The sequence below is a fragment of the Comamonas aquatica NBRC 14918 genome, from assembly GCF_000739875.1.
Lineage (GTDB): Bacteria > Pseudomonadota > Gammaproteobacteria > Burkholderiales > Burkholderiaceae_C > Comamonas > Comamonas aquatica.
Window position 1 is genome coordinate 59355 of sequence record NZ_BBJR01000038.1, and the last position, 26597, is coordinate 85951.

At 68.7% G+C, this 26597-nt stretch carries 22 protein-coding genes; 9 read left to right on the forward strand and 13 right to left on the reverse strand.

Annotated elements, in window-relative coordinates:
• The first annotated feature begins 84 nt into the window (after positions 1-84).
• The 4 genes from CA2_RS07575 to CA2_RS07590 all read left to right on the forward strand — a co-directional run bounded on the left by CA2_RS07575 (position 85) and on the right by CA2_RS07590 (position 3621).
• Entirely contained in the window at positions 85-1083 is a 999-nt protein-coding gene (locus CA2_RS07575; RefSeq protein ID WP_042414779.1) for an LLM class flavin-dependent oxidoreductase, read from the forward strand.
• Positions 1084-1103: 20 nt separating this feature from the next.
• Positions 1104-1802: a helix-turn-helix transcriptional regulator gene (locus CA2_RS07580; protein WP_042414781.1), complete on the forward strand. Its 699-nt coding sequence runs from the start codon at positions 1104-1106 to the stop codon at positions 1800-1802.
• Between the two features lie 178 nt (positions 1803-1980).
• Complete coding sequence (locus CA2_RS07585) at positions 1981-2619, forward strand: glutathione S-transferase family protein (protein WP_042414784.1); 639 nt, start codon at positions 1981-1983, stop codon at positions 2617-2619.
• A gap of 87 nt (positions 2620-2706) precedes the next feature.
• Entirely contained in the window at positions 2707-3621 is a 915-nt protein-coding gene (locus tag CA2_RS07590; RefSeq protein WP_042414787.1) for a 5'-nucleotidase, read from the forward strand.
• 58 nt (positions 3622-3679) lie between these two features.
• On the opposite strand, the gene CA2_RS07595 is transcribed toward CA2_RS07590, so the two are convergent.
• The 3 genes from CA2_RS07595 to CA2_RS07605 all read right to left on the reverse strand — a co-directional run bounded on the left by CA2_RS07595 (position 3680) and on the right by CA2_RS07605 (position 7030).
• Entirely contained in the window at positions 3680-4123 is a 444-nt protein-coding gene (locus CA2_RS07595) for a hypothetical protein (protein ID WP_042414790.1), read from the reverse strand.
• A 139-nt stretch (positions 4124-4262) separates the two neighbouring features.
• Entirely contained in the window at positions 4263-4733 is a 471-nt protein-coding gene (locus tag CA2_RS07600; RefSeq protein ID WP_042414794.1) for a cyanophycin metabolism-associated DUF1854 family protein, read from the reverse strand.
• Entirely contained in the window at positions 4730-7030 is a 2301-nt protein-coding gene (locus CA2_RS07605) for a cyanophycin metabolism-associated ABC transporter (RefSeq protein ID WP_042414798.1), read from the reverse strand. Before CA2_RS07605 ends, CA2_RS07600 begins: the two co-directional genes overlap by 4 nt.
• A gap of 221 nt (positions 7031-7251) precedes the next feature.
• Between CA2_RS07605 and CA2_RS07610 the strand changes: the two genes are divergently transcribed.
• The 3 genes from CA2_RS07610 to CA2_RS07620 all read left to right on the forward strand — a co-directional run bounded on the left by CA2_RS07610 (position 7252) and on the right by CA2_RS07620 (position 13075).
• Entirely contained in the window at positions 7252-9252 is a 2001-nt protein-coding gene (locus tag CA2_RS07610; RefSeq protein ID WP_042414799.1) for a cyanophycin synthetase family protein, read from the forward strand.
• Between the two features lie 77 nt (positions 9253-9329).
• A complete protein-coding gene (cphA, locus tag CA2_RS07615; protein ID WP_042414802.1) occupies positions 9330-11909 on the forward strand; it encodes a cyanophycin synthetase in 2580 nt (859 codons plus the stop codon).
• 203 nt (positions 11910-12112) lie between these two features.
• Positions 12113-13075 carry a GGDEF domain-containing protein gene (locus CA2_RS07620; RefSeq protein ID WP_042414806.1) on the forward strand — a complete coding sequence of 321 codons (963 nt, stop codon included), beginning with the start codon at positions 12113-12115 and terminating at the stop codon, positions 13073-13075.
• A gap of 65 nt (positions 13076-13140) precedes the next feature.
• Here the strand turns inward: CA2_RS07620 and CA2_RS07625 are convergent, their stop codons facing one another.
• Entirely contained in the window at positions 13141-14358 is a 1218-nt protein-coding gene (locus tag CA2_RS07625) for an MFS transporter (protein ID WP_042414809.1), read from the reverse strand.
• Positions 14359-14594: 236 nt separating this feature from the next.
• On the opposite strand from CA2_RS07625, the gene CA2_RS07630 reads away from it, so the two are divergent.
• Positions 14595-15053, forward strand: a complete 459-nt coding sequence (locus CA2_RS07630; protein ID WP_042414811.1) for a CreA family protein — start codon at positions 14595-14597, stop codon at positions 15051-15053.
• 106 nt (positions 15054-15159) lie between these two features.
• Here the strand turns inward: CA2_RS07630 and CA2_RS07635 are convergent, their stop codons facing one another.
• Positions 15160-16074 (reverse strand): LysR family transcriptional regulator, encoded by a 915-nt coding sequence (locus CA2_RS07635; RefSeq protein WP_042414814.1) that lies wholly within the window; start codon positions 16072-16074, stop codon positions 15160-15162.
• 128 nt (positions 16075-16202) lie between these two features.
• Here CA2_RS07635 and CA2_RS07640 point away from each other — a divergent pair, with 128 nt between their 5' ends.
• Complete coding sequence (locus CA2_RS07640; RefSeq protein ID WP_042414816.1) at positions 16203-17276, forward strand: YeiH family putative sulfate export transporter; 1074 nt, start codon at positions 16203-16205, stop codon at positions 17274-17276.
• Between the two features lie 183 nt (positions 17277-17459).
• Here CA2_RS07640 and CA2_RS07645 read toward each other — a convergent pair whose 3' ends face one another.
• The 8 genes from CA2_RS07645 to CA2_RS07680 form a co-directional block, all read right to left on the reverse strand.
• Positions 17460-17726 (reverse strand): DUF2789 family protein, encoded by a 267-nt coding sequence (locus CA2_RS07645; RefSeq protein WP_042414942.1) that lies wholly within the window; start codon positions 17724-17726, stop codon positions 17460-17462.
• Positions 17727-18003: 277 nt separating this feature from the next.
• Positions 18004-19446, reverse strand: coding sequence for an NAD-dependent succinate-semialdehyde dehydrogenase (locus CA2_RS07650; RefSeq protein ID WP_042414821.1), 1443 nt, complete (start codon positions 19444-19446; stop codon positions 18004-18006).
• 210 nt (positions 19447-19656) lie between these two features.
• Entirely contained in the window at positions 19657-20475 is an 819-nt protein-coding gene (locus CA2_RS07655) for an aldolase/citrate lyase family protein (RefSeq protein WP_042414824.1), read from the reverse strand.
• Positions 20476-21123: 648 nt separating this feature from the next.
• Entirely contained in the window at positions 21124-21522 is a 399-nt protein-coding gene (locus CA2_RS07660; protein ID WP_245620906.1) for a DUF4087 domain-containing protein, read from the reverse strand.
• Positions 21515-21949 carry a ribosomal maturation YjgA family protein gene (locus tag CA2_RS07665; protein WP_042414827.1) on the reverse strand — a complete coding sequence of 145 codons (435 nt, stop codon included), beginning with the start codon at positions 21947-21949 and terminating at the stop codon, positions 21515-21517. Before CA2_RS07665 ends, CA2_RS07660 begins: the two co-directional genes overlap by 8 nt.
• A gap of 98 nt (positions 21950-22047) precedes the next feature.
• Positions 22048-22992 carry a Bug family tripartite tricarboxylate transporter substrate binding protein gene (locus CA2_RS07670; RefSeq protein WP_439708930.1) on the reverse strand — a complete coding sequence of 315 codons (945 nt, stop codon included), beginning with the start codon at positions 22990-22992 and terminating at the stop codon, positions 22048-22050.
• Positions 22993-23263: 271 nt separating this feature from the next.
• A complete protein-coding gene (locus CA2_RS07675) occupies positions 23264-23641 on the reverse strand; it encodes a PH domain-containing protein (protein WP_042414832.1) in 378 nt (125 codons plus the stop codon).
• 71 nt (positions 23642-23712) lie between these two features.
• On the reverse strand, positions 23713-26589 hold the full coding sequence (locus CA2_RS07680; RefSeq protein ID WP_081888905.1) for an Hsp70 family protein: 2877 nt from the start codon (positions 26587-26589) through the stop codon (positions 23713-23715).
• Positions 26590-26597 lie beyond the last annotated feature (8 nt).

Sequence of the window (26597 nt, forward strand, 5' to 3'; positions counted from 1 at the left end):
TTTCTGCGGATTTCCGATGCTTTTCCATTTGAAATCCGCCTGCAGCCTGCGCTGAACGCTTCGGTTTGAAGAGTGGAGTTCCCCATGCATTTCAAGATACCGCGCCTGTCCATGCTGGACCTGGTGGCCGTGCGCGAAGGCGGCACGGTGCGCCAGGCACTGGACATTGCCGTGCAAACCGCACAAAAGGCCGAGGCCCTGGGCTTTGCCCGCTACTGGCTGGCCGAGCACCACAACATGCCGGGCATCGCCAGCTCCGCCACGGCGGTGCTGATCGGCCACATCGCCGGCCAGACCACGCGCATCCGCGTCGGCTCGGGCGGCATCATGCTGCCCAACCACCCGCCGCTGGTCGTGGCCGAAGCCTTCGGCACCCTGGCCGAGCTGTACCCGGGCCGCATCGACCTGGGCCTGGGCCGCGCGCCCGGCACGGACGGTGCCACCATGCGCGCCCTGCGCCGGGACCGTGTCGAGTCCGAGGAGGACTTCCCACGCGACGTGGCCGAGCTGCAGCGCCTGCTGGGCCCGGCCGACCCGAACGCGCGCATCAGCGCCACCCCCGGCAGCGACACCCACATTCCCATATGGCTGCTGGGCTCCAGCCTGTATTCCGCCCAGCTGGCCGCCATGAAGGGCCTGCCCTACGCCTTCGCCTCGCACTTTGCGCCGCGCTTCCTGCACCAGGCGATCGGGCTGTACCGCCAGCTGTTCCGCCCCTCCGCCGTGCTGGACAAGCCGTATGTCATGGTCGGCGTGCCCGTGGTGGCCGCCCCCACCGATGCCGAGGCGCAGTTCCTGGCCACCAGCACCCAGCAGCGTGTGCTGGGCATCCTGACCGGCCAGCGCGGCAAGCTGCCCCTGCCCGTCGAAGGCTTCCTGCAGCAGCTGGGCCCGCGCGAGCAGGCCGCCATCCAGGACTTCCTGGCGCTGGCCGTGGTCGGCGGCCCCGAGACCGTGCGCCAGGGCTTTGCACAGATCCAGCAGAGCACCGAGGCGGACGAGCTGATCCTGGTCACCGACATCCACAGCCCCGCGCTGCGCCTGCGCAGCTTGGAAATCAGCGCCCAGGCCCTGGCGGGCTGACGCCCCTTCAGCGCCCCGCAATGAGCCGCTCCGCCCGCCTGCTGCAGCTGCTGGACCAGTTGCGCCGCGCGCGCCAGCCACAGACCGGGCCGGCCCTGGCCCAGGCGCTGGGCATCAGCCTGCGCACCCTGTACCGCGACATTGCCACGCTGCGCGAGCAGGGCGCGGCGATTGCCGGCGAACCCGGCATGGGCTACGAGATGCGCCCGGGCTTTGTGCTGCCGCCGCTGATGTTCACCCCCGATGAGCTGGAGGCCCTGCTGCTGGGCGCACGCTGGGCCAGCCAGCAGGCCGACCCCGCACTGGCCCAGGCCGCCCAGACCGCGCTGGACCGCGTGCGCAGCGCCTTGCCGCTGGGGCTGCGCATCGAGGTGGACACCAGCGGGCTGCTGGTGCCCGCCATGGACCGGGCCGACGCCCCAACCGAGCCCAGGCAGACGCCGCTGCGCCACGCTATCCGTCACCAGCGCAAGATCGTGCTGCACTACCGCGATGAAAAGGGCCAGCCCAGCGAGCGCTGCATCTGGCCGTTTGCCATGGCCTTCTTTGACCGCCACCGCGTGCTGGCCGCCTGGTGCGAGCTGCGCCAGGATTTCCGGCACTTCCGCGCCGACCGCGTGCGCTCGGTCACGGCGCTGTCCGAGCGCTACCCGGAACCCCGTGCCCACCTGATCGAGCGCTGGTCGCGCCAGTTGTGCAGCCGCACCGACCGCTGCTGACACGGCCGCGCCACATGCCCCCGGCGCGGGCCGCCGCAGCGGCCAACCTGCGCCCATGGCAGGGCGGCCCGGGCACCTTTCACGCCACCACGGCCGCGCTGCGCTGCTGACAGAAACTGTCAGCAGGCCTGCCTACAGTCGCGGCCATGGCGCTGTTGCCATGTGTTGCCCCTCTGTCATGACACCTCGCGCCCCTGCCCTGCACCTGTTCTTCCACCCCCATTCGCGCGCCGCCATGGTGCGCTGGATGCTGGAGGCATGCGGCGCCCGCTACGCCCTGACGCGGCTGGAATTCGGTGCCGACATGAAGTCGCCAGGCTACCTGGCCCTCAACCCCATGGGCAAGGTGCTCACGCTGCTGCACGGCGACACCGTCATCACCGAAACGGCCGCCATCGTGGCCTACCAGGCCGAGCTGTTTCCCGAGCAGCAACTGGCCCCCGCCCCGGGCAGCGCGCTGTGCGGCAGCCATTTCCGCTGGATGTTCTACCTGGCGGGGCCTGCCGATGCCGCGCTGACTGCGCAGCACCTGGGCCACCTGGCCGACCAGACGCCCGAACACGCCTCCATGGCCGGCTACGGGCGCCTGGAGGACGTGGTGGAAACGCGGCGCCAGGCCGTGGCTGGACGGCGCTACCTGTGCGGCGACCAGTTCACGGCGGCCGACCTGCTGATGGTCAGCTACCTGCGCTGGGGGCACACGATGAAGCTGCTGCCGCCGCTGCCCGAGTTCAGCGCCTACAGCCTGCCGCTGCTGGACCGTCCGGCGTCCTTGCGCGCCCTCGCGCTCAACGAGGCCGAACTGGCCACGGCCTGAGGCCCGGCCCTGGAGCGGCTTGCCGGCCGGCGCCGGACATTCCCCGCTACCATGGTGGCCATGCCTGCCTACACCGACTGATCCCACATGGCCGTCAGCCTCCACGACCAACTGGTTGTTGCCATCTCCTCGCGCGCCCTGTTCAACTTTGAAGAGGAGAACCAGGTCTTCAACCAGGACCCGGGCGCCTACCAGCAACTGCAGCGCGAGCGGCTGGACCTGCCTGCGCCGCCGGGCGTGGCCCTGCCCCTGGTGCGCAAGCTGCTGGCCTTCAACCAGGGCGACCGGCGGCGGGTCGAAGTGGTGGTGCTGTCACGCAACGACCCGGTCAGCGGCATGCGCGTGTTCCGCAGCGCCAAGGCCCATGGTCTGGACAGCATCCAGCGCGGCGTGTTCACGCAGGGGCGCGACCCGTTCGGCTACCTGCGCCCGCTGGGCGCCCACCTGTTTCTGTCGGCCAACGCGGCCGATGTGACCCAGGCGCTGAACCTGGGCTACCCCGCCGCCCGCGTGCTGACGGAATCGGCCGGCGCCAGCAGCGCCCACCCGCAGGAAGTGCGCATCGCCTTCGACGGCGATGCGGTGCTGTTCTCCGACGAGGCCGAGCGCGTCTACCAGGCCGAAGGGCTGGATGCCTTCCTGCGCCACGAGGTCGAGCACGTGGCGCAACCCCTGCCCGACGGCCCCTTCAAGCCCCTGCTGGCGGCCTTGCACCGCCTGCAGCAGGCCGCCCAGGGGGGCGAGACCGGCGGCATGCGCCTGCGCACGGCCCTGGTCACGGCCCGCAGCGCGCCCGCGCACGAGCGCGCCATCCGCACGCTGATGGACTGGCAGATCGAAGTGGATGAGGCCATGTTCCTCGGTGGCCTGCCCAAGGGGGAGTTCCTGCGCGAATTCGCACCGGACTTCTTCTTCGACGACCAGACCGGCCATGTCCAGTCAGCCAGCGCCCACGTGCCTGCGGGCCATGTGCGCAGCGGCATCGCCAACGCCACACCCTGACTGGCGCAGCCATGAAAAAGCCACCTGACGGTGGCTAATGGGGTGGACGCTGGGGTGCTTACAGACCGCCGGTGCGCTTGACCTTGGGCTCGGCGTAGGTCAGTGGCTCGGTGCGCACCTGCAGCATGTTGCGCTCCTGCTGGTCGGTCTTCTGCGCTTCCTGGGCCGCTTCCACCGCCATCGCGCTGGCGCGCCACATCGACTGGATGTGCTCGATCAGCTGCTTGTAGATGGGCTCCTTGGGCGGCTCCTGCTCTTCTTCCTTGACCTTCTTCTCCTGCACCTCGGTCCAGTCGCGGTCTTCCAGGCTCTTGTCCGAGGGCTTTTCCGGACTCTTGATGGTGACGGTCACGCCCTCACCCAGCTTGTCCGCGGACTCCACGGCATTCACCGCGTGCACGGGACGCACCGCCGCCGGTCCCGACGCACCTGTGGAGTACAGATTGGCACCCTGGGTGTTGGTCCACTGGATGGGAGTACGTTCTACAGGTGGTATTGACATGGCGAGGCCCTCGATTCACGGAATAAAAGCGGCGACAAAAACAGGTTCCGACTGTTCTATCGGCAGCTTGTGGTGAAAATTTAGGAAATTTTTCAACTTTTTGACTGCCGCTCGTCGGAACCGCTGGTCGCCGCCGCCGTTACAGGAACAGCTCCAGGAATTTGTGCGACTGCCGGTCCAGCTGGCGGGCGTCCGGAATCAGGTACTGCACGCCATCCCGGCTGGCGATCAGCAACTGGTGCTGGTCCTTGAGCTTGCGGATGTCTTCTTCGGCCCGCAGCGTCAGCGTGGTGCGCCCCTTGTCGGTCATGACCGTCCAGACGCTGGGCACGGAGATGGCATCAATGGCCTCGATGCGCTGCACCACGGGCACGAACTCGCGCACGGCAAAGTCTTCCTCCAGCAGCGCGCGCTGGTCGGCCGGCAGGTGGTCCAGGTGCTCGATCCAGCAGACCTCTTTGCCATCCGGGCCCACCAGGGAAATCGCTTCCAGCGGCGCCTCCAGGGGGAAGGCCCGCACCGGGGTCACCGTGTCGTGCCGGGTGCCGTCGGCAAGTTGCACGCACAGCCGCCCATGGCGGTTGCGCTCCAGACGGATTTCGGGGCTCATCGGGCACTCTCCTGTTGTGTCACCACCAGGCCTGCGGCCTGGGCATCTTCCTCGGCGCGGCGCGCCTGGGCCTCGTACAGACGCCAGTAGGCCCCCTTGGCCGCCATCAGCTCCTCGTGCGGGCCGACTTCGACGATCTCGCCGCGGTCCATGACCACCAGGCGGCTGGCCTTGCGCAGCGTCGACAGACGGTGAGCGATCGCGATCGTGGTGCGGCCCTGCACCAGGTTGTCCAGGGCTTTCTGGATTTCCTTTTCGGTTTCGGTGTCCACGGCCGAGGTGGCCTCGTCCAGGATCAGCAGGCGCGGGTTGATCAGCAGGGCGCGCGCAATGCTGATGCGCTGACGTTCGCCACCCGACAGGCCCTGGCCACGCTCGCCCACGACCGAGTCATAGCCGTGCGGCAGGCGCAGGATGAACTCGTGCGCATGGGCGGCGCGGGCCGCCGCCACGATCTCGGCGCGCGTGGCATGGGGTTTGCCGTAGGCGATGTTCTCCGCCACCGTGCCAAAGAACAGGAAGGGCTCCTGCAGCACCAGACCGATCTGGCTGCGGTAGTCGGACACCGCCAGGCGACGGATGTCGATGCCGTCGAGCTGGATGCTGCCCTCGGTCACGTCGTAGAAACGGTTGATCAGGTTGACCAGGGTGCTCTTACCCGAGCCACTGTGGCCCACCAGACCGATCATCTCGCCCGGCTGGATGTCCAGGTTCAGGCTGCGGATGACCTGACGGCTGCCATAGCGGAAACCGATGTCATGCATGCTGATGCGGCCCTGCACAGGCTGCGGCAGGGGCACGGGGTTGACCGGTTCGGGCACGCTGCTGACCTGGTCCAGCACGTCGAAGATGCGCTTGGCACCCGCGGCGGCCTTTTGCGTGATGTTCACAATCCGGCTCATCGAGTCCAGGCGCACGTAGAAGCGCCCGATGTAGGCGATGAAGGCCGACAGCACACCCACGGTGATCTGGTCCTGGGCCACCAGCCATATGCCAAAGCCCCAGACCACCAGCAGGCCGATTTCCGTCATCAGCCCCACGGTCGGGGAGAACAGTGACCAGACCTTGTTCACGCGGTCGTTGGCTTCCAGGTTGTGCACGTTCGCCAGGCGGAAACGCTCGATCTCGCGCTCTTCCTGGGCAAAGGCCTTGACCACGCGCACGCCGGGAATGGTGTCCGACAGCACGTTGGTCACATCGGCCCAGACCCGGCTGATGCGGTCAAAGCCCACGCTCAGGCGTCCGCGCACCTTCTGGATCAACCAGGCGATGAAGGGCAGCGGCACCAGTGTCACCAGGGCCAGCCAGGGGTTGATGGACGCCAGGATGACGGCCGTCATCAGGATCATGATCACATCGGTCACGAAATCCAGCGCGTACAGCGACAGGAACATGTTGATGCGGTCCGTGTCGGCGCTGATGCGGCTCATCAGGTCCCCGGTGCGCTTGCCGCCGAAATACTCCAGCGATTGCTTCATCATGTGGGCATAGGTGGTGGTGCGCATGTCGGCACCAATCCGTTCCGACACCTTGGCCATCACCCAGGTGCGCGCCCAGCCCAGGCCCCAGGCCAGCAGGGCCGACAGCAGCAGGCCGCCCAGGTACAGCGCCACCAGGTAGGGATCAATCGGCTGACCGCTCTTCTGGTAGGGGATGAGGATGTCATCCATGATGGGGATGGTCAGGTACGGCGGCACCAGCGTGGCCGCCGTCGACAGCAGGGTCAGCACGAAGCCCCAGATCAGCAGGCCCTGGTAGGGCTTGGCGAAACGGCCGATGCGCAGCAACACCCAGGTCGAGGCCTTGGGGCCCGCCTGGCGGGCACAGGCCGGGCATTCGTCGCTGTCCGGGGGCAGGATTTCGCTGCACACGGGGCAGCGGTTTTCCTCGACCGGCACCAGGGCCTGGCGGATGTCACCGGCCACCAGGGCTTCGCGGAATTGCTCGAAGCGCTGCAGAAAGCGCAGCGCCTGGGCCTGCTGGCCCAGGGTGAAGCGCCACAGGGCCAGGCGTTGCTGGGGGTTGTGCAGCTCCAGTGTGCCCACGCCAGCGTGGTCAATGAAGCGCAGCGTCAGGTCCGCCGTCAGCGGCCAGCGCTGCCAGTCGCCGTCCGCGCTCTTGCCGACAATCTGCTGATCCGTCAGCACCAGCAGCCCCTGCGCAAAGCGCAGCGACACCGTCAAGTCAACCGACAGTGCGGCTTGGACGTTCTCATGGGGTGCGAGCTGCGCCCGCAATTCAGCCCCCAAAGGGTCATTGAAGACACTGGAAGCGTCTACAGGATGGTGATGTTGCATGTTGAATCGTTAGAACCCTGCGTTGGCCAAGCTGCCAAAGGGGTGGGACATAGCGTATTCTCTGCAAGAACACGTGGTCTCCGAGTAGGAGCTGCACCTTTCAACGCAGCAAGAGCGAGTTTGGCTGACAAGCAGCCCCGGTTTTGCCTCCCGCACACGATGGTCCTCTCTTTTTCAGACTGTGGCCTTTGACCCCAGCCTCCACACCAACGCTGACATCCATGGCGACATTCAAAGACATCCAACTGCTTCGTACCACCTACCTGCGTGGCCCCAGCGTCTGGACATACCGTCCAGTGCTTGAAGTGTGGCTGGACCTTGGTGAACTTGAAGATTACCCCTCCAACAAGATCGAAGGCTTCACCGAACGCCTGACGACCTGGCTGCCCGGCCTGATCGAGCACCACTGCGGCGTCGGCCACCGGGGCGGGTTTCTGGAGCGCCTGACCGAAGGCACCTGGTGCGGCCATGTGCTGGAGCACACCATCATCGAGCTGCTGAACATGGCCGGCATGCCGGCCGAGTTCGGCCAGACGCGCAGCGTCTCGCAGCACGGCGTCTACCGCATGGTGTTCCGCTGCCCCGAGGAATCGGTGGCCCACGTGGCCCTGCGCCAGGGCCACGGCCTGATCATGGCCGCGATCAACAACCAGCCCTTCGACGTGCCCGCCGCCGTGCAGGCCATCAAGGCCGAGATCGAGAACCGCTACCTCGGCCCCAGCACCGCCAGCATCGTGAATGCGGCCGCAACGCGCCGCATCCCCTTCATCCGCCTGAACGACGGCAACCTCGTACAACTGGGGTATGGCGCCGCGCAGCGCCGCATCTGGAGCACCGAGACCGACAAGACCAGCGCCATCGGCTTCGGCATCGCCGAGGACAAGGACCTGAGCAAGCAACTGCTCAAGGCCTGCGGCGTGCCCGTGCCCGACTGGGAGCTGGTGAAGTCCGCCGACCACGCCTGGGAAGAGGCCGACTACATGGGCCTGCCCGTGACGGTCAAGCCCTACAACTCCAACAAGGGCCAGGGCGTGGGCGTGAACCTCACAACCGAAGCCGAAGTGCGCGCCGCCTATGACGAGGCACGCAAGCTGACCCGCTACGTGATGGTCGAGCGCCACATCCCAGGCCATGTGCACCGCCTGCTGGTGGTGGGCGACAAGGTCGTGGCCGCCTCGCGCGGCGAGTACCCCGAAGGCCGCAACAACCCGCGCGCCAAGGTGGTCACCGTGGACTGCACCGATGAGGTGCATCCCGACGTCGCCTACATGGCGGCCCTGTCCGCCAAGGTCGTGGGCCTGGACATTGCCGGCGTGGACCTGGTCTGCCAGGACATCCGCCAGCCCCTGCACACCCAGGGCGGCGCCATCCTGGAAGTCAACGGCGGCCCCGGCCTGCTGATGCACCTCAAGCCCAGCGTGGGCGTGTCCCGCCCGGTGGGCCAGGCCATCGTGGAGCACCTGTTCCCCGCCACCGACGGTGACACCGAAGGCCAGGCCGCCCGCATTCCCGTGGTCGGCATTGCCGGCACACGCCACAACGCCTTCATTGCCCGCCTGGTGGGCTGGCTGCTGCAGCTGTCGGGCAAGCGCACCGGCGTGGCCAGCAGCGAAGGCACCTTCCTGGAAGGCCGCCTGACGCAAAAGGGCGACAACACCCACTGGCATGCCGCACACCGTCTGCTGGTCAATCGCCTGGCCGAAGCCGCGGTCATCCAGACCACGGCACGCTCCATTCTCGAAGAAGGCCTGGCCTATGACCGCTGCCAGGTTGGCGTGGTCACGGACCTGGACGGTTTTGAAGGCCTGGCCGACCACGACGTGCTCGAAGCCGACCAGATGACCCGCGTGCTGCGCACCCAGATCGACGTGGTGCTGAGCCACGGCGCCGGCGTGCTGAATGCCGACGACGCCCCGGCCGCCGACCTGGCCCGCCTGTGCGACGGCCAAGTGCTGTTCTACACCCAGGACCCCAAGCACCCGCTTGTCGTTACCCACCGCGAAGGCGGTGGCCGCGCCGTGGTGCTCAACGGCAGCGATGTGGTGCTGGTGCACGGCACCTCCGAACGCGTGCTGGGCACCCTGGAGGTGCTGCGCCCCGTCAACGGCTTCGAGCCGGACACCCCGGCCCTGCTGGCCGCGATCGCTACGGCCTGTGCGCTGGACATCACGCCCGATCTGATCGCCGCCGGCATCAAGACCTTCGACTACCAGTCTCTGTAATTAAAAAGATAGCTACCAGCGCTTGCTAGATCTACGTTGAATGCCAATTTGACCCAAATTTAGCGGAAAGACAGACCATGGAAATTTCCCGCACCCGTGCCCTGCGTGGCCCCAACATCTGGAGCCGCAACACCGCTATCGAATGCGTCGTGCACTGCACGCCCGACGAAGCCGACTTCACCCGCATCGCCGGCTTCGAAGACAAGCTGCGCGCCCGCTTCCCAGCCATCGGCAGCCTGCAAGCCCAGGGCATGGACAACACCCTGTCCCTGGCCCACGTGCTGGAAGCCGCTGGCCTGGCCCTACAGGCCCAGGCTGGATGCCAGGTCACTTTCAGCCGCACCCACGCCACGGTGGAGCCCGGCACCTTCCAGGTGGTGGTCGAGTACACCGAGGAAGCCGTGGGCAAGCGCGCCATGGCGCTGGCCGAGGAACTGATCCAGGCCGCGCTGAACGACACTGCCTTCGACGCCAAGGCCGCCATCCATGCCCTGCAGGAGCTGGACGAGGACGAACGCGTCGGCCCCTCGACCGGCTCGCTGGTCAATGCGGCCCTGGCACGTGGCATTCCCTTCCGCCGCCTCACGGCCGGCAGCCTGGTGCAGCTGGGCTGGGGCTCCAAGGCCCGCAAGTTCCAGGCGGCCGAAGTCGACCAGACCAGCTCCGTGGCCGAGACCATCGCCCAGGACAAGGACCTGACCAAGCGCCTGCTGCACGCCGCCGGCGTGCCCGTGCCCATGGGCCGCCCCGTGAAGGACGTGGACGACGCCTGGGCCGTGGCGCTGGAAGTGGGCCTGCCCGTGGTGGTCAAACCCCAGGACGGCAACCAGGGCAAGGGCGTGACGGTCAACATCACCACCCGCGAGCAGCTGGACAAGGCCTATGCTACGTCCATGGAGTTCGGCACCGTGGTCATGGTCGAGCGCTTCCTGCCCGGTCACGACTTCCGCCTGCTGGTGGTCGGCAACCAGCTGGTGGCGGCCGCCCGCCGCGACCCGCCCCAGGTGCTGGGAGATGGCGAGCACACCATCCGCGAGCTGGTGGACCTCGTCAACCTGGACCCCCGCCGCGGCTCCGGCCACGGCACGGCGCTGACCAAGATCCGCCTGGACGACATCGCCCTGGGCCGCATCGCCGCCGAAGGACTGACCCCCGACTCCATCCCCGCCCAGGGCCAACGTGTGGTGCTGCGCAACAACGCCAACCTGTCCACCGGTGGCAGCGCCACCGACGTGACCGATGACGTGCACCCCGAGATCGCCGCCCGCGCCATCGAGGCCGCGGCCTGCGTGGGCCTGCACATCTGCGGCGTGGACGTGGTCTGCGAAACCATGCTCAAGCCGCTGGAAGAGCAGAACGGCGGCATCGTCGAGGTCAACGCTGCCCCCGGCCTGCGCATGCACCTGGCGCCCTCGTTCGGCAAGCCGCGCAACGTCGGCGTCCCCATGGTCGACCTGCTGTTCGGCCCCGGCGAGGATGGCCGCATCCCCGTGGTCGCCGTCACCGGCACCAACGGCAAGACCACGACCACGCGCCTGATCTCGCACATCTTCGCCACGCAAGGCCTGCGCGTGGGCATGACCAACACCGACGGTGTGTACGTCAACGGCCGCCAGATCGACAGCGGCGACTGCTCCGGCCCCAAGAGCGCGCGCAACGTGCTGGCCCACCCCGAGGTCGACGCCGCCATCCTGGAATGCGCGCGCGGCGGCATCCTGCGCGAAGGCCTGGGCTTCGACCGCTGCCAGGTGGCCGTGGTCACCAACGTGGGCGAAGGCGACCACCTGGGCATGAACTTCATCACCACCGTGGACGACGTGATGCTGCTCAAGCGCGTCATCGTGCAGAACGTGGCCCCCAACGGTTATGCGGTGCTGAACGCCATCGACCCGCACGTGGCGCCCATGGCCAACGTCTGCCTGGGCAAGGTGATCTACTTTGGCGCCGACCGCCACCACCCCATCATGGCCACGCACCGTGCCCAGGGCAACCGCGTGGTGTACGTGGAAGGCGAGCACATCGTCTGCGCCGAAGGGGCCTTCAAGGAAACCCTGGCACTGGCCGAGATCCCGCTGACGCGCAACGGCAGCATCGGCTTCCAGGTCGACAACGCCATGGCCTCCATCGGTGCCGCCTGGGCCGCCGACCTGCCCTGGGACACCATCCGCCGCGGCCTGGCCAGCTTCCACAACGACAGCGCCAACGCCCCCGGCCGCTTCAATGTGATGGACTACCGCGGCGCCACCATCATTGCCGACTACGGTCACAACCCCGACGCCATCCGCGCGCTGACCCAGGCCGTGTCCAGCATGCCGGCGCAGCGCCGCAGTGTGGTGATCAGCGGCGCCGGCGACCGCCGCGATCAGGACATCGTGGAGCAGACCCGCATCCTGGGCGCCGCCTTCGACGACGTGATCCTGTACCAGGATGCCTGCCAGCGCGGCCGTGAAGACGGCGAAGTGCTGGCCCTGCTCAAGCAGGGCCTGGTGGGAGCCTCCCGCACCAGCTACAGCACGGAGATCCACGGCGAGTTCCTGGCCATCGACCATGCGCTGGCGCGCCTGCAACCCGGTGACCTGTGCCTGGTGCTGGTCGACCAGGTGGAAGAAGCCCTGGCCCACCTGCGCCAGCACGTGGAAGCGGCGGCCAAGGCCTGACCGGCATGCGCCTCCAACGAATGGCTCCTCCCTGAGGGGCCATTTTTTTGCGCAGTTCGCCCCCCCCTACCCTGGCACTGCAGTCAACCAGCGGGCAAGCACTTACAGACTGGTCATCGCATCCCGGTATGCTCTGCCACCGCGCACACAACTTGCTACATCGCACACCCACAGCGCAGTGGTGATCAGGAGAGGAAATGAGTATGTCCAAGGCTGGTGATTTCGAAAACAACGACGGCGTGTACAAGACCCTGCTGGAATCGACGCAGGCGATTCCCTGGAAGATCGACTGGGCCTCGATGAAGTTCAGCTACATCGGTCCGCAGATCGAGGCCCTGCTGGGCTGGAGCGTCGACAGCTGGGTCAGCGTGGAGGACTGGGCCATGCGCATGCACCCGGAAGACCGTGAACGCGTGGTGAATTTCTGCGTCTCCCAGTCCCAGTGCGGGGTGGACCACGAGGCAGACTACCGGGCGCTGACCAAGGACAACGGCTATGTATGGATCCGCGACGTGGTGCACGTGGTGCGCAACCCCCAGGGCGAGGTGGAGGCCCTGATCGGCTTCATGTTCGACATCAGCGAACGCAAGAAGACCGAGGAAAAACTGCTGAGCCTGCAAAAGGAGCTGGAGGTCCTGTCCTTCAAGGACGGCTTGACCAACATCGCCAACCGCCGCAGCTTCGACGCCCACTTCGAAGCGGCCTGGGAGCAGGCGCAGCGCGAGCAGCAACCCTTGTCCGTGCTGCTCTTCGACGTGGACTTCTTCAAGCAGTACAACGACTTGTATGGTCACATCCAGGGCGATGCCTGCCTGATCGATATCGCCCAGACGCTGAGCCTGGCCCTGGACGGCCCACGGGACCTGGTGGCGCGCTACGGCGGTGAGGAGTTTGTCGTGCTGCTGCCCGGCGCCGACGCCGACGCCGCGCACAAGGTGGCCGAGCGCTGCCAGCGCCTGATCGAGAAAAAGGCCATCGTGCACGCGCTGTCGCCTTTCAGCCGGCGCGTGACCGTCAGCATCGGTGCGGGCACGGTGGTGCCCGACGAAGCGGCCCTGCACACCGACTTCCTGCATGCGGTGGACCAGCAGCTGTACGCCGCCAAGCACCACGGCCGCAACCGGATCGAGCACGTGGCAGTGCCCAACCTGGTCCAGGCCCCATGACCACCCGACACGCTCACGCTTGACCGCAGCGGCCCTGGGGCCAGTCGTGCGGGCCGCTGCAGCCCTCAGGCGGCCTGGGCCTGACCCAGTGCCTGGCGCTGGCTCCAACGCACACCACGCCAGACGCTGAGGCCCGCCAGGGCGGCCAGCCCGGCGCCCACGCTGCAAGCGCCCTGCCAGCCGGCCAGGTTCCAGGCCCACACGCCCAGGGCCGAGCCGGCCGAGGCGCCGGCGAAATAGCCGGTCATGTAGACCGCATTCATGCGGCTGCGGGCCTCGGGCAGCAGGCTGGCCACGCTGGACTGGTTGGTCACGTTGATGGCCTGCAGGCCCAGGTCCATCAGCAGCACGCCCACCACAAACCAGGCCACGCTGGCCTGCCCCCACCACAGCGGCAGCCAGGACAGCAGCAGCAGCGCCGCGCCCAGGCGCAGCAGCACATGGCTTTTGTCCTGGTCGGCCCAGCTGCCCGCCAGGTTGGCGATCAGGGCCCCGGTCACCCCCGCCAGGCCGACCAGGCCGATCTGCGCATCGCTGAGTTGCAAGGGCGCACTGGACAGCACCAGGGCCATGGTGGCGAACATCACGCTGACCGCGGCAAAGGCCAGCGCACTGGCCAGGGTGCGCTGGCGCAGTGCCGGCTGGGTGCGCAACAGATGCCCCATCGAGGCCAGCACCTGCGCATACGGCAGGGGCTGGGGGTGGCGCGAGGTGGGCAGCACGCGGCGCATGCACAGCGCCATCACGGCCATGGCCACGGCCGTGACCTGGTACACCAGGCTCCAGCCACCCAGGGTGGACAGGCCACCGGCCACGCTGCGCGACAGCAAGATGCCCACCAGCAAGCCGCTGAGCACCAGGCCCACATTGTGCCCCGCATGCCCGGGCGCGGCCAGTGCCGCCGCCATGGGCACCAGCACCTGGGCCGCGACCGAGAACAGGCCGGCCACCAGCGTGCCCAGCATGAACATGGCAAAGCTGCCGGACCAACCCACCAGGGCATGGCCCACGGCGGCCAGCAGCATCAGCACCACGGCCATGCGGCGGCGCTCCAGCTTGTCACCCAGCGGGGTGATGCACAACAGGCCCACGGCATAGGCCACCTGCGCCACGGTCACCGACAGGCCGGCGGCGGCCTGGTCGACGCCGAAGTGCAGCGCAATCGAATGCAGCAAGGCCTGGTTGTAGTAGTTGCCACCGGCACACAGGCCGCAGGCCACGGCCATCAATAGCAAAGCGGGCGCTGCCAGCACGGAGGGCGGCGCCATCGAAGAAGAAGACATAGGGAAGATCACGGGTCCAAAGCGGCCTGCGGCCTGCAGACGGCAGGCCACGCGCTGCCGGCCCCAGGAACGGGGGCACGCGCATGCCAAAGGGACGGCATTGTCGCGCGCCAGCGCTCCGCATGCGGCCGCTTGTATACAAGACACCCCTGGCAGGTCGTGCATGCCGGCGCCCCCCCTGCAGGCCCGCAGCCCGTATGCTTGCAGCCATGCAACCGAAAACTCAACGACTCTGGATGGCCTGCGCCCTGCTGCTGGGCTGCGGGCAGGCGCTGGCCGAGGCGCAAACCATCGGCTCCGTGGACACGGTGTTCAAGCTGCTGGGCCCGGACCACAAGATCGTGGTCGACGCCTACGACGACCCCAAGGTGCCGGGCGTGACCTGCTACGTGTCGCGGGCCAAGACCGGCGGCATCAAGGGCGGCCTGGGCTTGGCCGAGGACCGCTCGGAAGCCTCCATCAGCTGCCATGCCACGGGCACCATCAGCATCCCGGCACCGCTGCGCCAGCAGGAAGAGGTGTTCACCGAGCGCACCTCGCTGCTGTTCAAGCGCCTGCGCGTGGTGCGCATGGTGGACAGCACGCGCAACACCCTGGTCTACATGACCTACTCGGACCGCGTGATCGAAGGCTCGCCGCAAAACAGCGTCACTGCTGTGCCCGTGCCGCGCAGCACACCGATTCCGTTGAAGTAAAAAAAAGAGAGCTGGAAGCGCAGATTGGGCGGTGTTTTCAGAATGAAATCACCTTGAGAGCCAATGCATTCCAGCGCCAGCCGCTGCGCTTTTGAAAGATGGGCCGTCAGGGCTGCAGCGCCCGCGCATGCGCGGCGCAGGCCTGGGTGAAGGCCTGTAGCGCGGGCGAGGCATGCTTGCCCGCGCGCTGCACGATGGAGAAATGCCGCTCCATGCGCGGCAAGGCCGTGGGCAGCACCACCAGGCTGCCATCGTCCAGCATGGCCTGCACCAGCACCCGCGGCAGGCAACTGATGCCCAGGCCCTGGGCCACGCAGCGGGCAATCGCCTCCGAGCTGCCCAGCACCGCCGCCGCCGGCAGCTGCTGCAGGCGCGGCAGCAGCGCGTGCTCGACCATTTCGCGCGTGCCCGAGCCCTCTTCGCGCAGCAGCCAGCGCGCCTGGCGCAGCACGGCCACGCCCAGGGGCTTGTCGCGCGCGGCCTGGCACAGCGGGTCCTGCGGCGCCGCCACGATCACCAGTTCGTCCTGCATCCAGCGCTGCACCGCCAGGCCCGCCCAGTGGCTGCTGCCCTCGATCAGGCCCACGTCCACCTCCAGCGCCTCCACGGCCTGCGCCACCTCGCGCGTGTTGCCGATGCGCACATCCACGCTGATGTGCGGGTGGCTGCGCGCCAGCGCCGCCAGCACGCTGGGCAGCACATAACTGCCCACCGTGGTGCTGGCCGCCACGCGCAGGCGCACCGGCAGGCCCGGGCCGTGCGGGCCAAACGCCTGCTCAATGCCGCGCGCCTGCTCCAGCAGCGACTGCGCCTGCGGCAGCAGGGCACGCCCGGCATCGTTGAGCACCAGGTGCCGCCCCACGCGCTCGAACAGCTGCACGCCCAGCCCGGTCTCCAGCTGCTGCAGCGCAGCGCTGGTCGCCGACTGCGACAGGCCCACGGCCTCCGCGGCGGCCACCGTCGAGCCGTGGCGGGCCACGGCGCTGAAGATGTCGAGTTGGCGCAAGGTCAGGTGCAACATGCGGGGGCATCCCTTCTTCAACCTGTTTGACAGGTAGATTCAAGAAAAACTATTCGTTATACAAATATAACCAAACTATCTAAAGTGATCCCCAGCTCGGCGCCACTGTCCCCTGCGCCAGCCCGGTCATGAACACGCTACCTTCTACCTTTTCCCTCGATACCCCCCTGCAGTGGCTGCGCGGCACCGCCCCCGGCCTGCTGCTGAGCACCGCCATCGCCCTGCTGGCCCTGGGGCTGGCGGCCCAGCCCTGGGCGGCCGCGCACGGGCTCAGCGCCCTCACCCTGGCCATCGTGCTGGGCCTGCTGCTGGGCAACACCGTCTACCCGCGCCTGGCCACCGCCAGTGGCCCCGGCGTGGGCCTGGCCAAACAGCAGTTGCTGCGCGCCGGCATCGTGCTGTACGGCCTGCGCCTGACCTTCCAGGACATCGCCCAGGTCGGCTGGAGCGGCATTGCGCTGGATGCCCTGGTGCTGGCCAGCACCTTTGGCCTGGCCTGCCTGCTGGGCCAACGCCTGCTGGGCCTGGACCGGCGCACCAGCCTGCTGATCGGTGCGGGCAGCTCCATCTGCGGCGCGGCGGCCGTGCTGGCCACGGCCCCGGTCGCCAAGGGCCGCGCCCAGGATGTGGCCGTGGCCATCGCCACCGTGGTGGTGTTCGGCACCGTGGGCATGTTCCTGTACCCGGCGCTGTACCAGTGGAACGCCGACCACGGCTGGATTGCCATGGACGCGCAGCGCTACGGCCTGTACGTGGGCGCCACCGTGCACGAGGTGGCCCAGGTGGTGGCCGCGGGCGCGGCCATCAGCCCCGAGGCCACCAGCACCGCCGTGATCGCCAAGATGGTGCGGGTGATGATGCTGGCGCCCTTCCTGCTGCTGCTGGCGCTGTGGCAGGCCCGGGAGGACCGCCAGGACGGCACGGCGCAGGCCACGGGCCTGGGCGGCATCCGCCTGCCCTGGTTTGCGCTGGGCTTTGTGGTGGTGGCCGGCATCCACTCGCTGGGTGTGCTGCCCCGGCCGCTGGTGGAATGGGGGGTGCAGCTGGACAACCTGCTGCTGGCCGTGGCCATGGCCGCCCTGGGCCTGACCACCCATGTGCAGGCCGTGCGGGCCGCGGGGGTCAAGCCGCTGCTGCTGGCGGCCCTGCTGTTTGCCTGGCTGCTGGGCGCGGGCCTGCTGTTCACGCAGTGGCTGGCCTGACCGGGCCTTGACCTGGTCCCACGGCACGCACGCGGTCGCACCGCCGGACGGGGCGACCATCTTTGTTGAGGCACCTAAACCCAAACATAGCGCTGCACCCGCCCATCACCACGACACCCGAATGACACCGCCAAAAACCCAGGGCCGCAACGCGGCCCTGGAGGTGGTGCGGGCGCAGGCTGCCTACTTGTGCAGCTCCGGCGCCTTGCGCAGGGCCAGGCTCAGCTGGTCCACCACGATGGCCCAGTCGTCATCGCAGCGGATCTTCTCCTTGAGCATCTGCGCCTGCTGGGGACTCCAGAACGGCGCATCGTGCAGCAGCAGGTCATCGGCCAGGGGGTGGTGCTGGCGGATGAACTGCTGGATGCTGGCTTCATCGTTGGGCAGGCCCAACTGGGCAAACAGTTCGGTAAAGCCGGGTTGGGATTCACCAGGGGTCAACGTGGTCATCGCATCCTCCATGTTGTGATGGGAAAAAGCCTTTGCAGCCGGGCAGTGCCCGGCCATGCCCCCATCTTGCACCAGTTGCTGCGCCCGGCGTGTAGGACTGCCCAGCACCGGGCTGTGTGCCCACGCGGTCGCGCTGGTCGGTTGGCGCGCACTGAAAAGTTCTTTTCAACGCGCAGCGCCGCAGCCTGGACCGCACGGTGACCGCGCACGCGGCGCAGGCGCAAAGAAAAGGAAAAGGCCGCCCGGGGGAGGCCTGGGAACGGGTGCGCAGCGCGGCTCAGACCATGGCGATCGAAACGGCCTTGGGGATCAGGTAGGCCTCCAGCGCCTCGGTGCCGCCCTCGGAGCCATAGCCCGAATCCTTCACGCCACCAAACGGCATTTCGGCCGAGGCTACGGCCGGCTGGTTGATCCACAGCATGCCGGACTCGACGTGCTGGCTCAGCAGGTGCGCGTTCTTCAGCGAGGCGGTGAAGGCATAGGCTGCCAGGCCATAGGGCAGGCGGTTGGCCTCGGCAATCGCCTCTTCCAGCTTATCGAAGCTGCGCATGGCGATCATGGGGCCGAAGGGTTCGTTGTTGAACACCTCGGCATCCAGCGGCACGTCGGCCAGGATGGTGGGGGCGTAGAAGTTGCCCGCATCGCCCAGCGTCTGGCCGCCCATCAGCAGCTTGGCACCCTTGTCCTGGGCGTTCGCCACCAGCGACTGCATGGCGGTCACGCGGCGCGGGTTGGCCAGGGGGCCCATCTTGCTGTCGGCCTCCAGGCCGTTGCCCACCTTGATAGATGCAAAGTACGCCACGACCTGCTCGGTGAATTGCTGTTGCAGGCTCTGGTGCACCAAAAAGCGCGTGGGCGAGATGCAGACCTGGCCGGCGTTGCGCAGCTTGGCGGCACCGGCGGATTTCACGGCCAGCTCCACGTCCGCGTCCTCGGCCACGATCACGGGGGCGTGGCCGCCCAGCTCCATGGTGCAGCGCTTCATGTGCGCGCCGGCCAGGGCCGCCAGCTGCTTGCCCACGGGGGTGGAGCCGGTGAAGGTGATCTTGCGGATCACGGGGTGGGGAATCAGGTAGCTGGAGATTTCGTGCGGATCGCCATACACCAGGCCGATCACGCCGGCGGGCACGCCCGCATCCACAAAGCACTGGAACAGCGCGGCCGGCGAGGCCGGGGTTTCCTCGGGCGCCTTGCACAGGAAGGAGCAGCCCGTGGCCAGCGCGGCGCTGATCTTGCGCACGATCTGGTTGACCGGGAAGTTCCAGGGCGTGAAGGCCGCCACGGGGCCCACGGGCTCCTTGATCACCAGCTGCTGCACATCGCCCCGGCGCGCGGGCACGATGCGGCCGTACAGGCGCAGGGCCTCGTCGGCAAACCATTCGATGATGCCCACACCGGCCAGCACCTCGCCCTTGGCTTCGGCCAGGGGCTTGCCCTGCTCCTGCGTCAGCAGCGCGGCGATGGTGTCGGCGCGCTCCTTGAGCAGCGCCGCCGCACGGCGCATCGCGGCCTGGCGGTCGTGGGCGCTGGTGTGCTTCCAGATCGCAAAGCCCTTGGCCGCGGCGGCCAGCGCGCGGTCCAGATCGGCCTTGCTGGCATGGGCCACATGGCCGATGACGGCGCCCGTGGCCGGGTTGTGCACGGGAATCTTCTTGCCGCCAGCAGCGTCTTGCCACTGGCCATCAATCAGCAACTGGGTGTCGGGGTAAGCAGGGGACATGGTGGGTACTCAGCCTGGGAGAAGAAAAGTCGGCCCCCGCACCGTGCGCAGGCCGCCAAGGTTTTGATAGCTGCTTGCGCTGGCCAATCAAGGATCAGAAGCACAAACATACCGCAAAGCCAAACAATCAGAGCGCGGCCTGCTTCTGTTTTCCATGTTGCGCCACGGGGCAAAACCGCGCGGCCCATTGTAGGAAGCCGGCCCAGCGCCTCAATACATGGAAACACTGGCGCCCGTGTGGATGTGGCCGGGCTTGAAGCGCTGGGCCAGCGCATCCGCCCCTTGGCGCAGCAGCAGCATGTCCATGCCCACGGCCACGAACAGCGCGCCCTGGTGCAGGCAGGTCTGCACGCGCTCGGGCTGGGTCACCAGGATGCCTGGCGCTTTGCCGCAGCCACGGATACGCTGCAGCGCGTCGTCGATGATGAAGGTCATGTCCGGGTGCGTGGAATGCCCGGCATAGCCCAGGCTGGCCGACAGGTCCGCCGGGCCGATGAAGACGCCGTCCACGCCGTCGACCTGGGCGATCTCCTCCAGGTTGACCAGGGCCTCGCGCGTTTCCACCTGCACCAGCAGGCAGATTTCCTCGTGCGCGCGGCGCACGTACTCGGCATCGCGCCCGAAGTTGGAGGCGCGCATGCTGCCGCCCATGCCGCGCACGCCATCGGGGGCGTAGCGCACGGCCTGCACCGCGGCCCGGGCCTCGTCGGCGTTCTGCACAAAGGGCAGCAACAGCGTCTGCGCGCCGATGTCCAGGTAGCGCTTGATCATCACCTTGTCGTTCCAGGCCGGGCGCACCACGGCCTGCGTGGGCGTGCAGCCGGTGCGCGCCTGGGCCGCGCCCACGGCCTGCAGCTGCTGCACCATCTGCGGCACATCGGTGGGCGTGTGCTCGGTGTCCAGCAGCAGCCAGTCGAAACCGCTGCCCGCCAGCAGCTCGCTGACATAGGGCGACGGCAAGGTGGACCACAGGCCGATCTGCGGCTGGCCCGCCTGCAAGGCGCGCTTGAATAGGTTGGGGGTGGGCATGAAACTCCTTCGAAGGCGGTGGATACAAACGGCCCGCAGGCCCGTGCGCACGCCTGCGTGCCCAGGCCCGGCAGAGCACCGCCGGCCATCGCCCGCGCGATGGTTTCTTGGCAGAGCCTCCCCCGTCTCCCTGGCGCAGACTGCGCACCGTGATAGGGCTCTACGATAACCGCTGCGGCCCGCAGGGCCTGTCACGCACCGAGCGGGCACCAGGGCCATCCGCGGGGCGCCCCAGGGAAGCCCTGTGTGTCCGCTGCCGCACTGCCCTGCCACCGTGGTGCGCATGCCCCCGCGGGGTGTGGGAGCCGTGCCGGTGCAGATGCGCCCGCGCGGTGGCGGTCGGCCACGCCTGTCCTACCGCACGCTGTTCAGCAATCTGCACCCGCGGACAAGTACTCCGCAAAAAATAGCAATCAGCGCATAACCTACAAGCGCCTAAGGCATTTTTCACCACCAACATTCCGTGTTCACATGGCCATCCATGAACTGGCCCGGGACTGCGACGGCCACCTTGGCACCGCCATGCCCCAGGCCGCCGATGACGGGCGGCACCGCCTGCGCACGCGGTCCTAGAGGTATTGGTGCCGGCCTGTGGCTGCCTGGCAGTGCGGTCCACCCGTGCCTCCTGCGCACGGTGGCACTGCCGCGTCACTCGGGCCGCGATGGCTCCCGCAGGTGGCGGTCCTGGCGGCAGGCGGCCAGCGGTTTCGCCGTGGCCGAGAGGATGTGCGTCACCCGCTGGGTGCGCGCATCGGCCACCACGCGCACACAGGCGCAGCCATGGCCGTAGTAACCATGGGTGCGCACCCATTGCGCCTCGGTGAAGCTGGGCCAGTCGCCCTCGGCCTGGGCGCCGCCCTGGCTGCCCACGGTCCAGCGACCATGGCGGTCGTGCAGCCAGGCATTCCCCGGGGTCGGGTTCTGCCACCAGCCGCAACGCAGTTGCGAGGCCGATGCGGCCGCCTGCGCGCCGGACAGCCCCGTGATCCCCAGCAGCGCGCACAGCACCCACGCGCGCCGGTGGCGCCCCTCACCGGTATCACCCACCATTCACTCCTGGTGTGCGATGGAGCGTTCGCCACCACAGCCCATCCACCACCGCAGCACCGGCAATACCGATAACATAGGCCAGCAGGTCCAGCGGATCAAAGCCATTGCCCAGCACCAGATAGGCCAGCGGGTGGGCACGCAGCGCCTGCATCCAGGGTGCCTGGTAGAGCTGCAGCAACTCGACCGCGAAGGCGATGGCCAGCGACACCACCACCAGCCGCCCGGGCGCGATGGCGGGCCGCACCCAGGCCACGCACAGCAGCACCACCCAGGCCCAGAGCGCATCGCCGGGGTAGTTGCCCCACACGGCGGGCAAGGGCAGATAGCCCCGGCGCGAGGCCAGGCCCACGGCGATGACGGCCAGGGCCAGGAGGTCGAGGAGCGGGCGGGAGCGGGGGCAGGCAGGGGCAGCAGAGGACGGCATCACGGCAAGGCGCAGTCGGCCGGACGCACAGCGGCCGGCGAGGAAAAACCGCGATGGTCGCCGCTCAGCGCGCCGCTGGCGGCGGCGCTTCAATCACTTCAATCAATGTGCGCGCCCGAGTCCTGGACCACCTGCTTCCAGTGCGCCAGCTCGCCCGGCAGCATGGCCTTGAAGCTCTGCGGGTTGGAGTCCACGCGCTCGGCGCCCAGGGTCTTGAAGCGCTCCGCCATCTCGGGCTTGGCCAGCACCGCCTGGACGGCCTGGTACAGCTTGTCCACGATCGGCTGCGGCGTGCCGGCCGGGGCGAACAGCCCGTACCAGCTGGTCACCGCCAGGCCCTTGCCCAGCACGGGAATGTCGGACGCCAGCGAGGTGGGCTGGTCCGCCGCCACGCCCAGCACGCGCAGCTTGCCGCTGGTGACGAAGGGCATCACGCCCGGAAAGCTGCCAAAGGTCATGGGCAGCTGGCCGGCCACCACATCGGTGGCGGCGGCCGAGGCGCCCTTGTAGGGCACATGCAACAGATTCAGGCCTTTTTGCTTCTTCAGCATCTCGCCCAGCAGGTGGTTCAGCGTGCCGTTGCCGGCCGAGGCGTATTCCACCTTGCCCGGGTGGGCCTTGGCATAGGCCACCAGCTCGTCCAGGCTCTTGGCCGGGAAGTTCGGGTTGACCACCAGCAGGTACGGCGCCACGGCCAGCTGCATCACCGGCGTGAAGTCCTTGATCGGATCGAACGGTAGCTTGCTGTAGAGCGCCGGATTGATGGTGTAAGCGCTCTGCGCCGTCACCAGAAAGGTGTAGCCGTCGGCCGCGCTGCGCGCCACCTGGCCGGTGCCCAGGTTGCCGTTGGCACCGGGGCGGTTTTCCACCACCACGGGCTCGCCCAGGCTGGTGCCCAGGCCCTGCGCCACGGCCCGGGCAATCACGTCATTGGCCCCGCCGGGGGCCTGGGGTACCACGAAGGTGATGGGTTTGGTGGGCCAGCTGGCCTGGGCCAGGGCGGCGGTGCCGGACAGCGACAGCAGCGCGGTGGTGGTGGCCATCACGGCCTGGCGGCGGGAAAGAAAAGTGGGCAAAGACATCGCAGTACCAAGTTCGTCCATGAATGCAAACAGCAGGGGGACTTGCGGCTTGTGGCGGGCAAGCCGGCCGCGCGCTGCAGGGGTGCGGGCGCGCGCGACCGGTCGGCGCGGCGCCCCCTGTGCCGGGGAGGCCGCGCCCTGCCCCGCAGCATAGAGACGGCAGCGCCGGTGGTGCCCCCTGGCAAGCCCCGGGGGCCAGCCTGCCGTCAGCCCACGGCATGCCCGGGCTGCCTCACTTCAGCACGTAGCTGGCCAGCACGGCCTGGACTTCGTAGATGCTCAGCTTCTTGTTGAACTGCTTCTGGAACGGCGCCGCCGTGCCGGACACCCAGATCTTCAGCTCGGCATCCAGGTCGAAGGTGCCGGCGGTCTCAATGCTGAAATGGGTGATGCTTTTGTACGGCAGCGAGTGGTATTCGACCTTGCTGCCGGTGATGCCCTGCTTGTCGACCAGCACCAGGCGCTTGTCGGTGAAGACGAAGTAGTCGCGGATCAGCTGGTAGGCGTGCTCGACCCGTTCGCCCGGTGCCAGGATCTGCGCGAATTCCGCCTGGATCTTGTGCGCATCGATCTTCGATGCGTTGCCCAGCATGCCGTCCAGCAATCCCATGGTGTCTCCCGTGTTGTGTCAGTGGTGATCTGTGGATTCTAGGCACCGCGGCAGGCCGGCCACACAGGCCCTCACAGCAGCACCAGCCCCGGCGGCAGGCTGTCGCCCAGGCTGCGCCGCTGGTCTTCGGCATCCATGGTCACCACGCTGTCCACCAGCGCCAGCCAGCGCGCGGGCGCTCCGGCGGCGCGCATCTTGTCCAGCACCTGGGCGCGCACGGCATCGGGCAAATCGCGCGCGCGGTCGCCGGTCATGCGGGCCATTTGCACCGCGGCAAACATCGCCGTTTCGTGCTTGCGCCAGTCCTGGGCCAGCGTGGCGTCCAGGAACTCCTGCGCGGCCTCGGGCGGCATCACCAGATGGGCATTCGCCGCCAGGGATTGCCGCGCCGCCAGGCGGCCGATGGCCCACCAGGTCTGGGGCGAGGCATCCGGGCGCTGCAGGCGCTGCAGCATCCACTGGCCCATCTCCTGGCGGTACTGCCAGGGCACGGCCTCCATGGCTGCCAGCAGGCGCAGCATGTCGTCGTAGCTGCCGTGGCTGCTCTTGCCGCCGTTGCGCTGCGTCGCCTGCTGCACCGTCTTTTGCATGGCGGCGGCCACGGCCTCCAGCACCTGCATCTGCTGGGCTTCGTCCAGGCCCGCGGCCACGCGGCGCCAGAACACCCACCACTCCGTCCAGTTGGCCGGGTCCCTGGCGTGGCCCAGGCCGGCGGCGTACAAGGCCCAGACCTGGCTGATGCGCCAGGCGTCCAGCTCGGCACCGACGCCGGGGCGCAGGCACCAGCCGGCCAGGTTCAGCCACACGCGCTCATGGTCGGCCGTGCGGCGGCGGCGCTTGGCGCGCGCCAGCAGGGCGTCGAACAGGGCGCGCAGCAGACCCAGCTCCCAGCTGTCGCGCGGGCCCAGCAGCTTTTCCAGGGCCGGGCGCAGCTGGCGCACGTCCTTGGCGCTCACGTCCTGGGCCTGGGTGCCAAAGATGCGGTCGATCAGGGCCACGGCGGCCGGCAGCTGCGTGGCCAGGGGTTTCAAGCCTTTTTGGCCTTCTGCGCTGGCTGTATCTGCGCTGACCGCTATGGTTTCCGATGGTGCCACCGCCCCGCGGGTGTTGAAGGGCAGCAGCCAGGACTGGGCCGCGTCGGCCACGCCGTCCTGCACGCGCAGGCAGCGCACCTCCAGCGTGCCAACCTCGGTCATGCGGGCTTGCAACTGTACTTCCACCTGGGCCTGGGCCCGGCCTTCAGGGGCGGGCAGCACGGTGGCGATGGGCGGCAGCTCCACCCAGCCGTCGCCGGTCACTGCGGTGATCTGCCCGGCCTGCGCCACGGGCTGGCTGTGGCTGTGCGCCAGCAGGTTGAAGCGCACGGCCTGGCCCAGCTTGAGCGCAAAGCGCCGCCCCGACAGCACCAGGCGCACGCCCTCTTCCGTGCCCTTGGGCAGCAGGCACAGGGCCTGCGGGGCAGCGCCGGGCGCCCCCGGCAGCAGCAGCCAGTAGCTGCGCGCCGAGCCACCGCCGATGCGCGGCATGGTTTTGATAGCTACAGGCGCGCGCTGGCTATGCGCCAGAGGCTGATTGGATACAGATGCCTGCGCTGGCGGTAGCGCTTGCAGGCCCAGCCCATAGGCCGCTGCGCCGCGCGCCACGGCCCAGTCGGGGTGCGGGTTGTGCAGCACGCGCACCGGGCGGCCGCGCCAGCCGTCCAGCAACTGCGTCAGCCGCTGCACCAGCGCATGGGCGTGGAACACACCGCCGTTGAGCAGCACGGTGTCGGGCAGCGCGCCGTCGGCGTGCTGGCGCAGGAACTGCGCCAGGTGGCGGCTGATGGCGGCATCGGCCGGGTACGGCAGGCCAAAGCCGCGCAGCGCGCCCTGGCGCCGGGCGGGCACCGCATCGATCGGCGCGGGTGGCAGAAAGCCTTCCACCACCCACTGCTGCACCTGGGCGCGCGTGAGCGTGGCGGACTGCGCCTGGGCCAGCAGCTGGCTGCCGCCGCCCAGCAGGGTGATGCGCACCTGTTCGGGCGCCCCGGCGGCCAGCAGCTGTTCCTTGGCCACGCGGCAGCGCTGCACCAGCTGGGCAAAGCGCTGCGCGGGCAGGCGCTGGCCGGCGCCGGCCAACGCGGCCTCCAGCTGGTGGGCCAGGGCCAGGTCCATGTTGTCGCCGCCCAGCATCAGGTGCTCGCCCACGGCCGTGCGCGTGAGCAGGGGCAGGCCGCCGTCGGCCGCAGGCTCGACCCGGATCAGGGTCAGGTCGGTGGTGCCGCCGCCCACGTCCACCACCAGCACCAGGCGGCTGTCGGCCAGCTGTGCGGCCAGTTGCGGGCCCTGCAGCAGCAGCCAGTCGTGGAAGGCGGCCTTGGGTTCTTCGAGCAGCTGCACCTGCGGCAGGCCGGCCAGCTGCGCGGCCTCCAGCGTCAGCGCGCGCGCGCCCTCGTCGAACGAGGCGGGCACCGTCAGCACCACGCTTTGCTGCGCCAGCGGGGCCTGCGGGTGGGCCTGGTCCCAGGCGGCGCGCACATGGGCCAGGTACGAGGCCGAGGCCGCCAGTGGCGAGACCTTGACCACCTCGTCGCCCGCGCCCCAGGGCAGGATGGGCGCCGTGCGGTCCACCCCGGTGTGCGACAGCCAGCTTTTGGCGCTGGCCACCAGCCGCCCGGGCACGGCCGCGCCCAGCTCGCGCGCCCAGCGACCGATGACGGCCGGTGCGGCGGCCGAGGCACCCTGCGGCGGCCAGGGCTGCTGCCAGGCCTCGCCCAGCTCACCCGGGGTGGCTTGGTAGCGCACCGAGGGCAGCAGGGGCTGGGCCACGACCTCGCCCGCCGCGCTGCGCTGCGGGAGGTTCAACAGGGCGATGTCGGCCGCCGTGCCGCGCACGGGCACGCTGGCGACCACGGTGTGGCTGGTGCCCAGGTCGATCCCGACGACAAAGGCCGCGCTGGCAGGGGACATCGTCACGC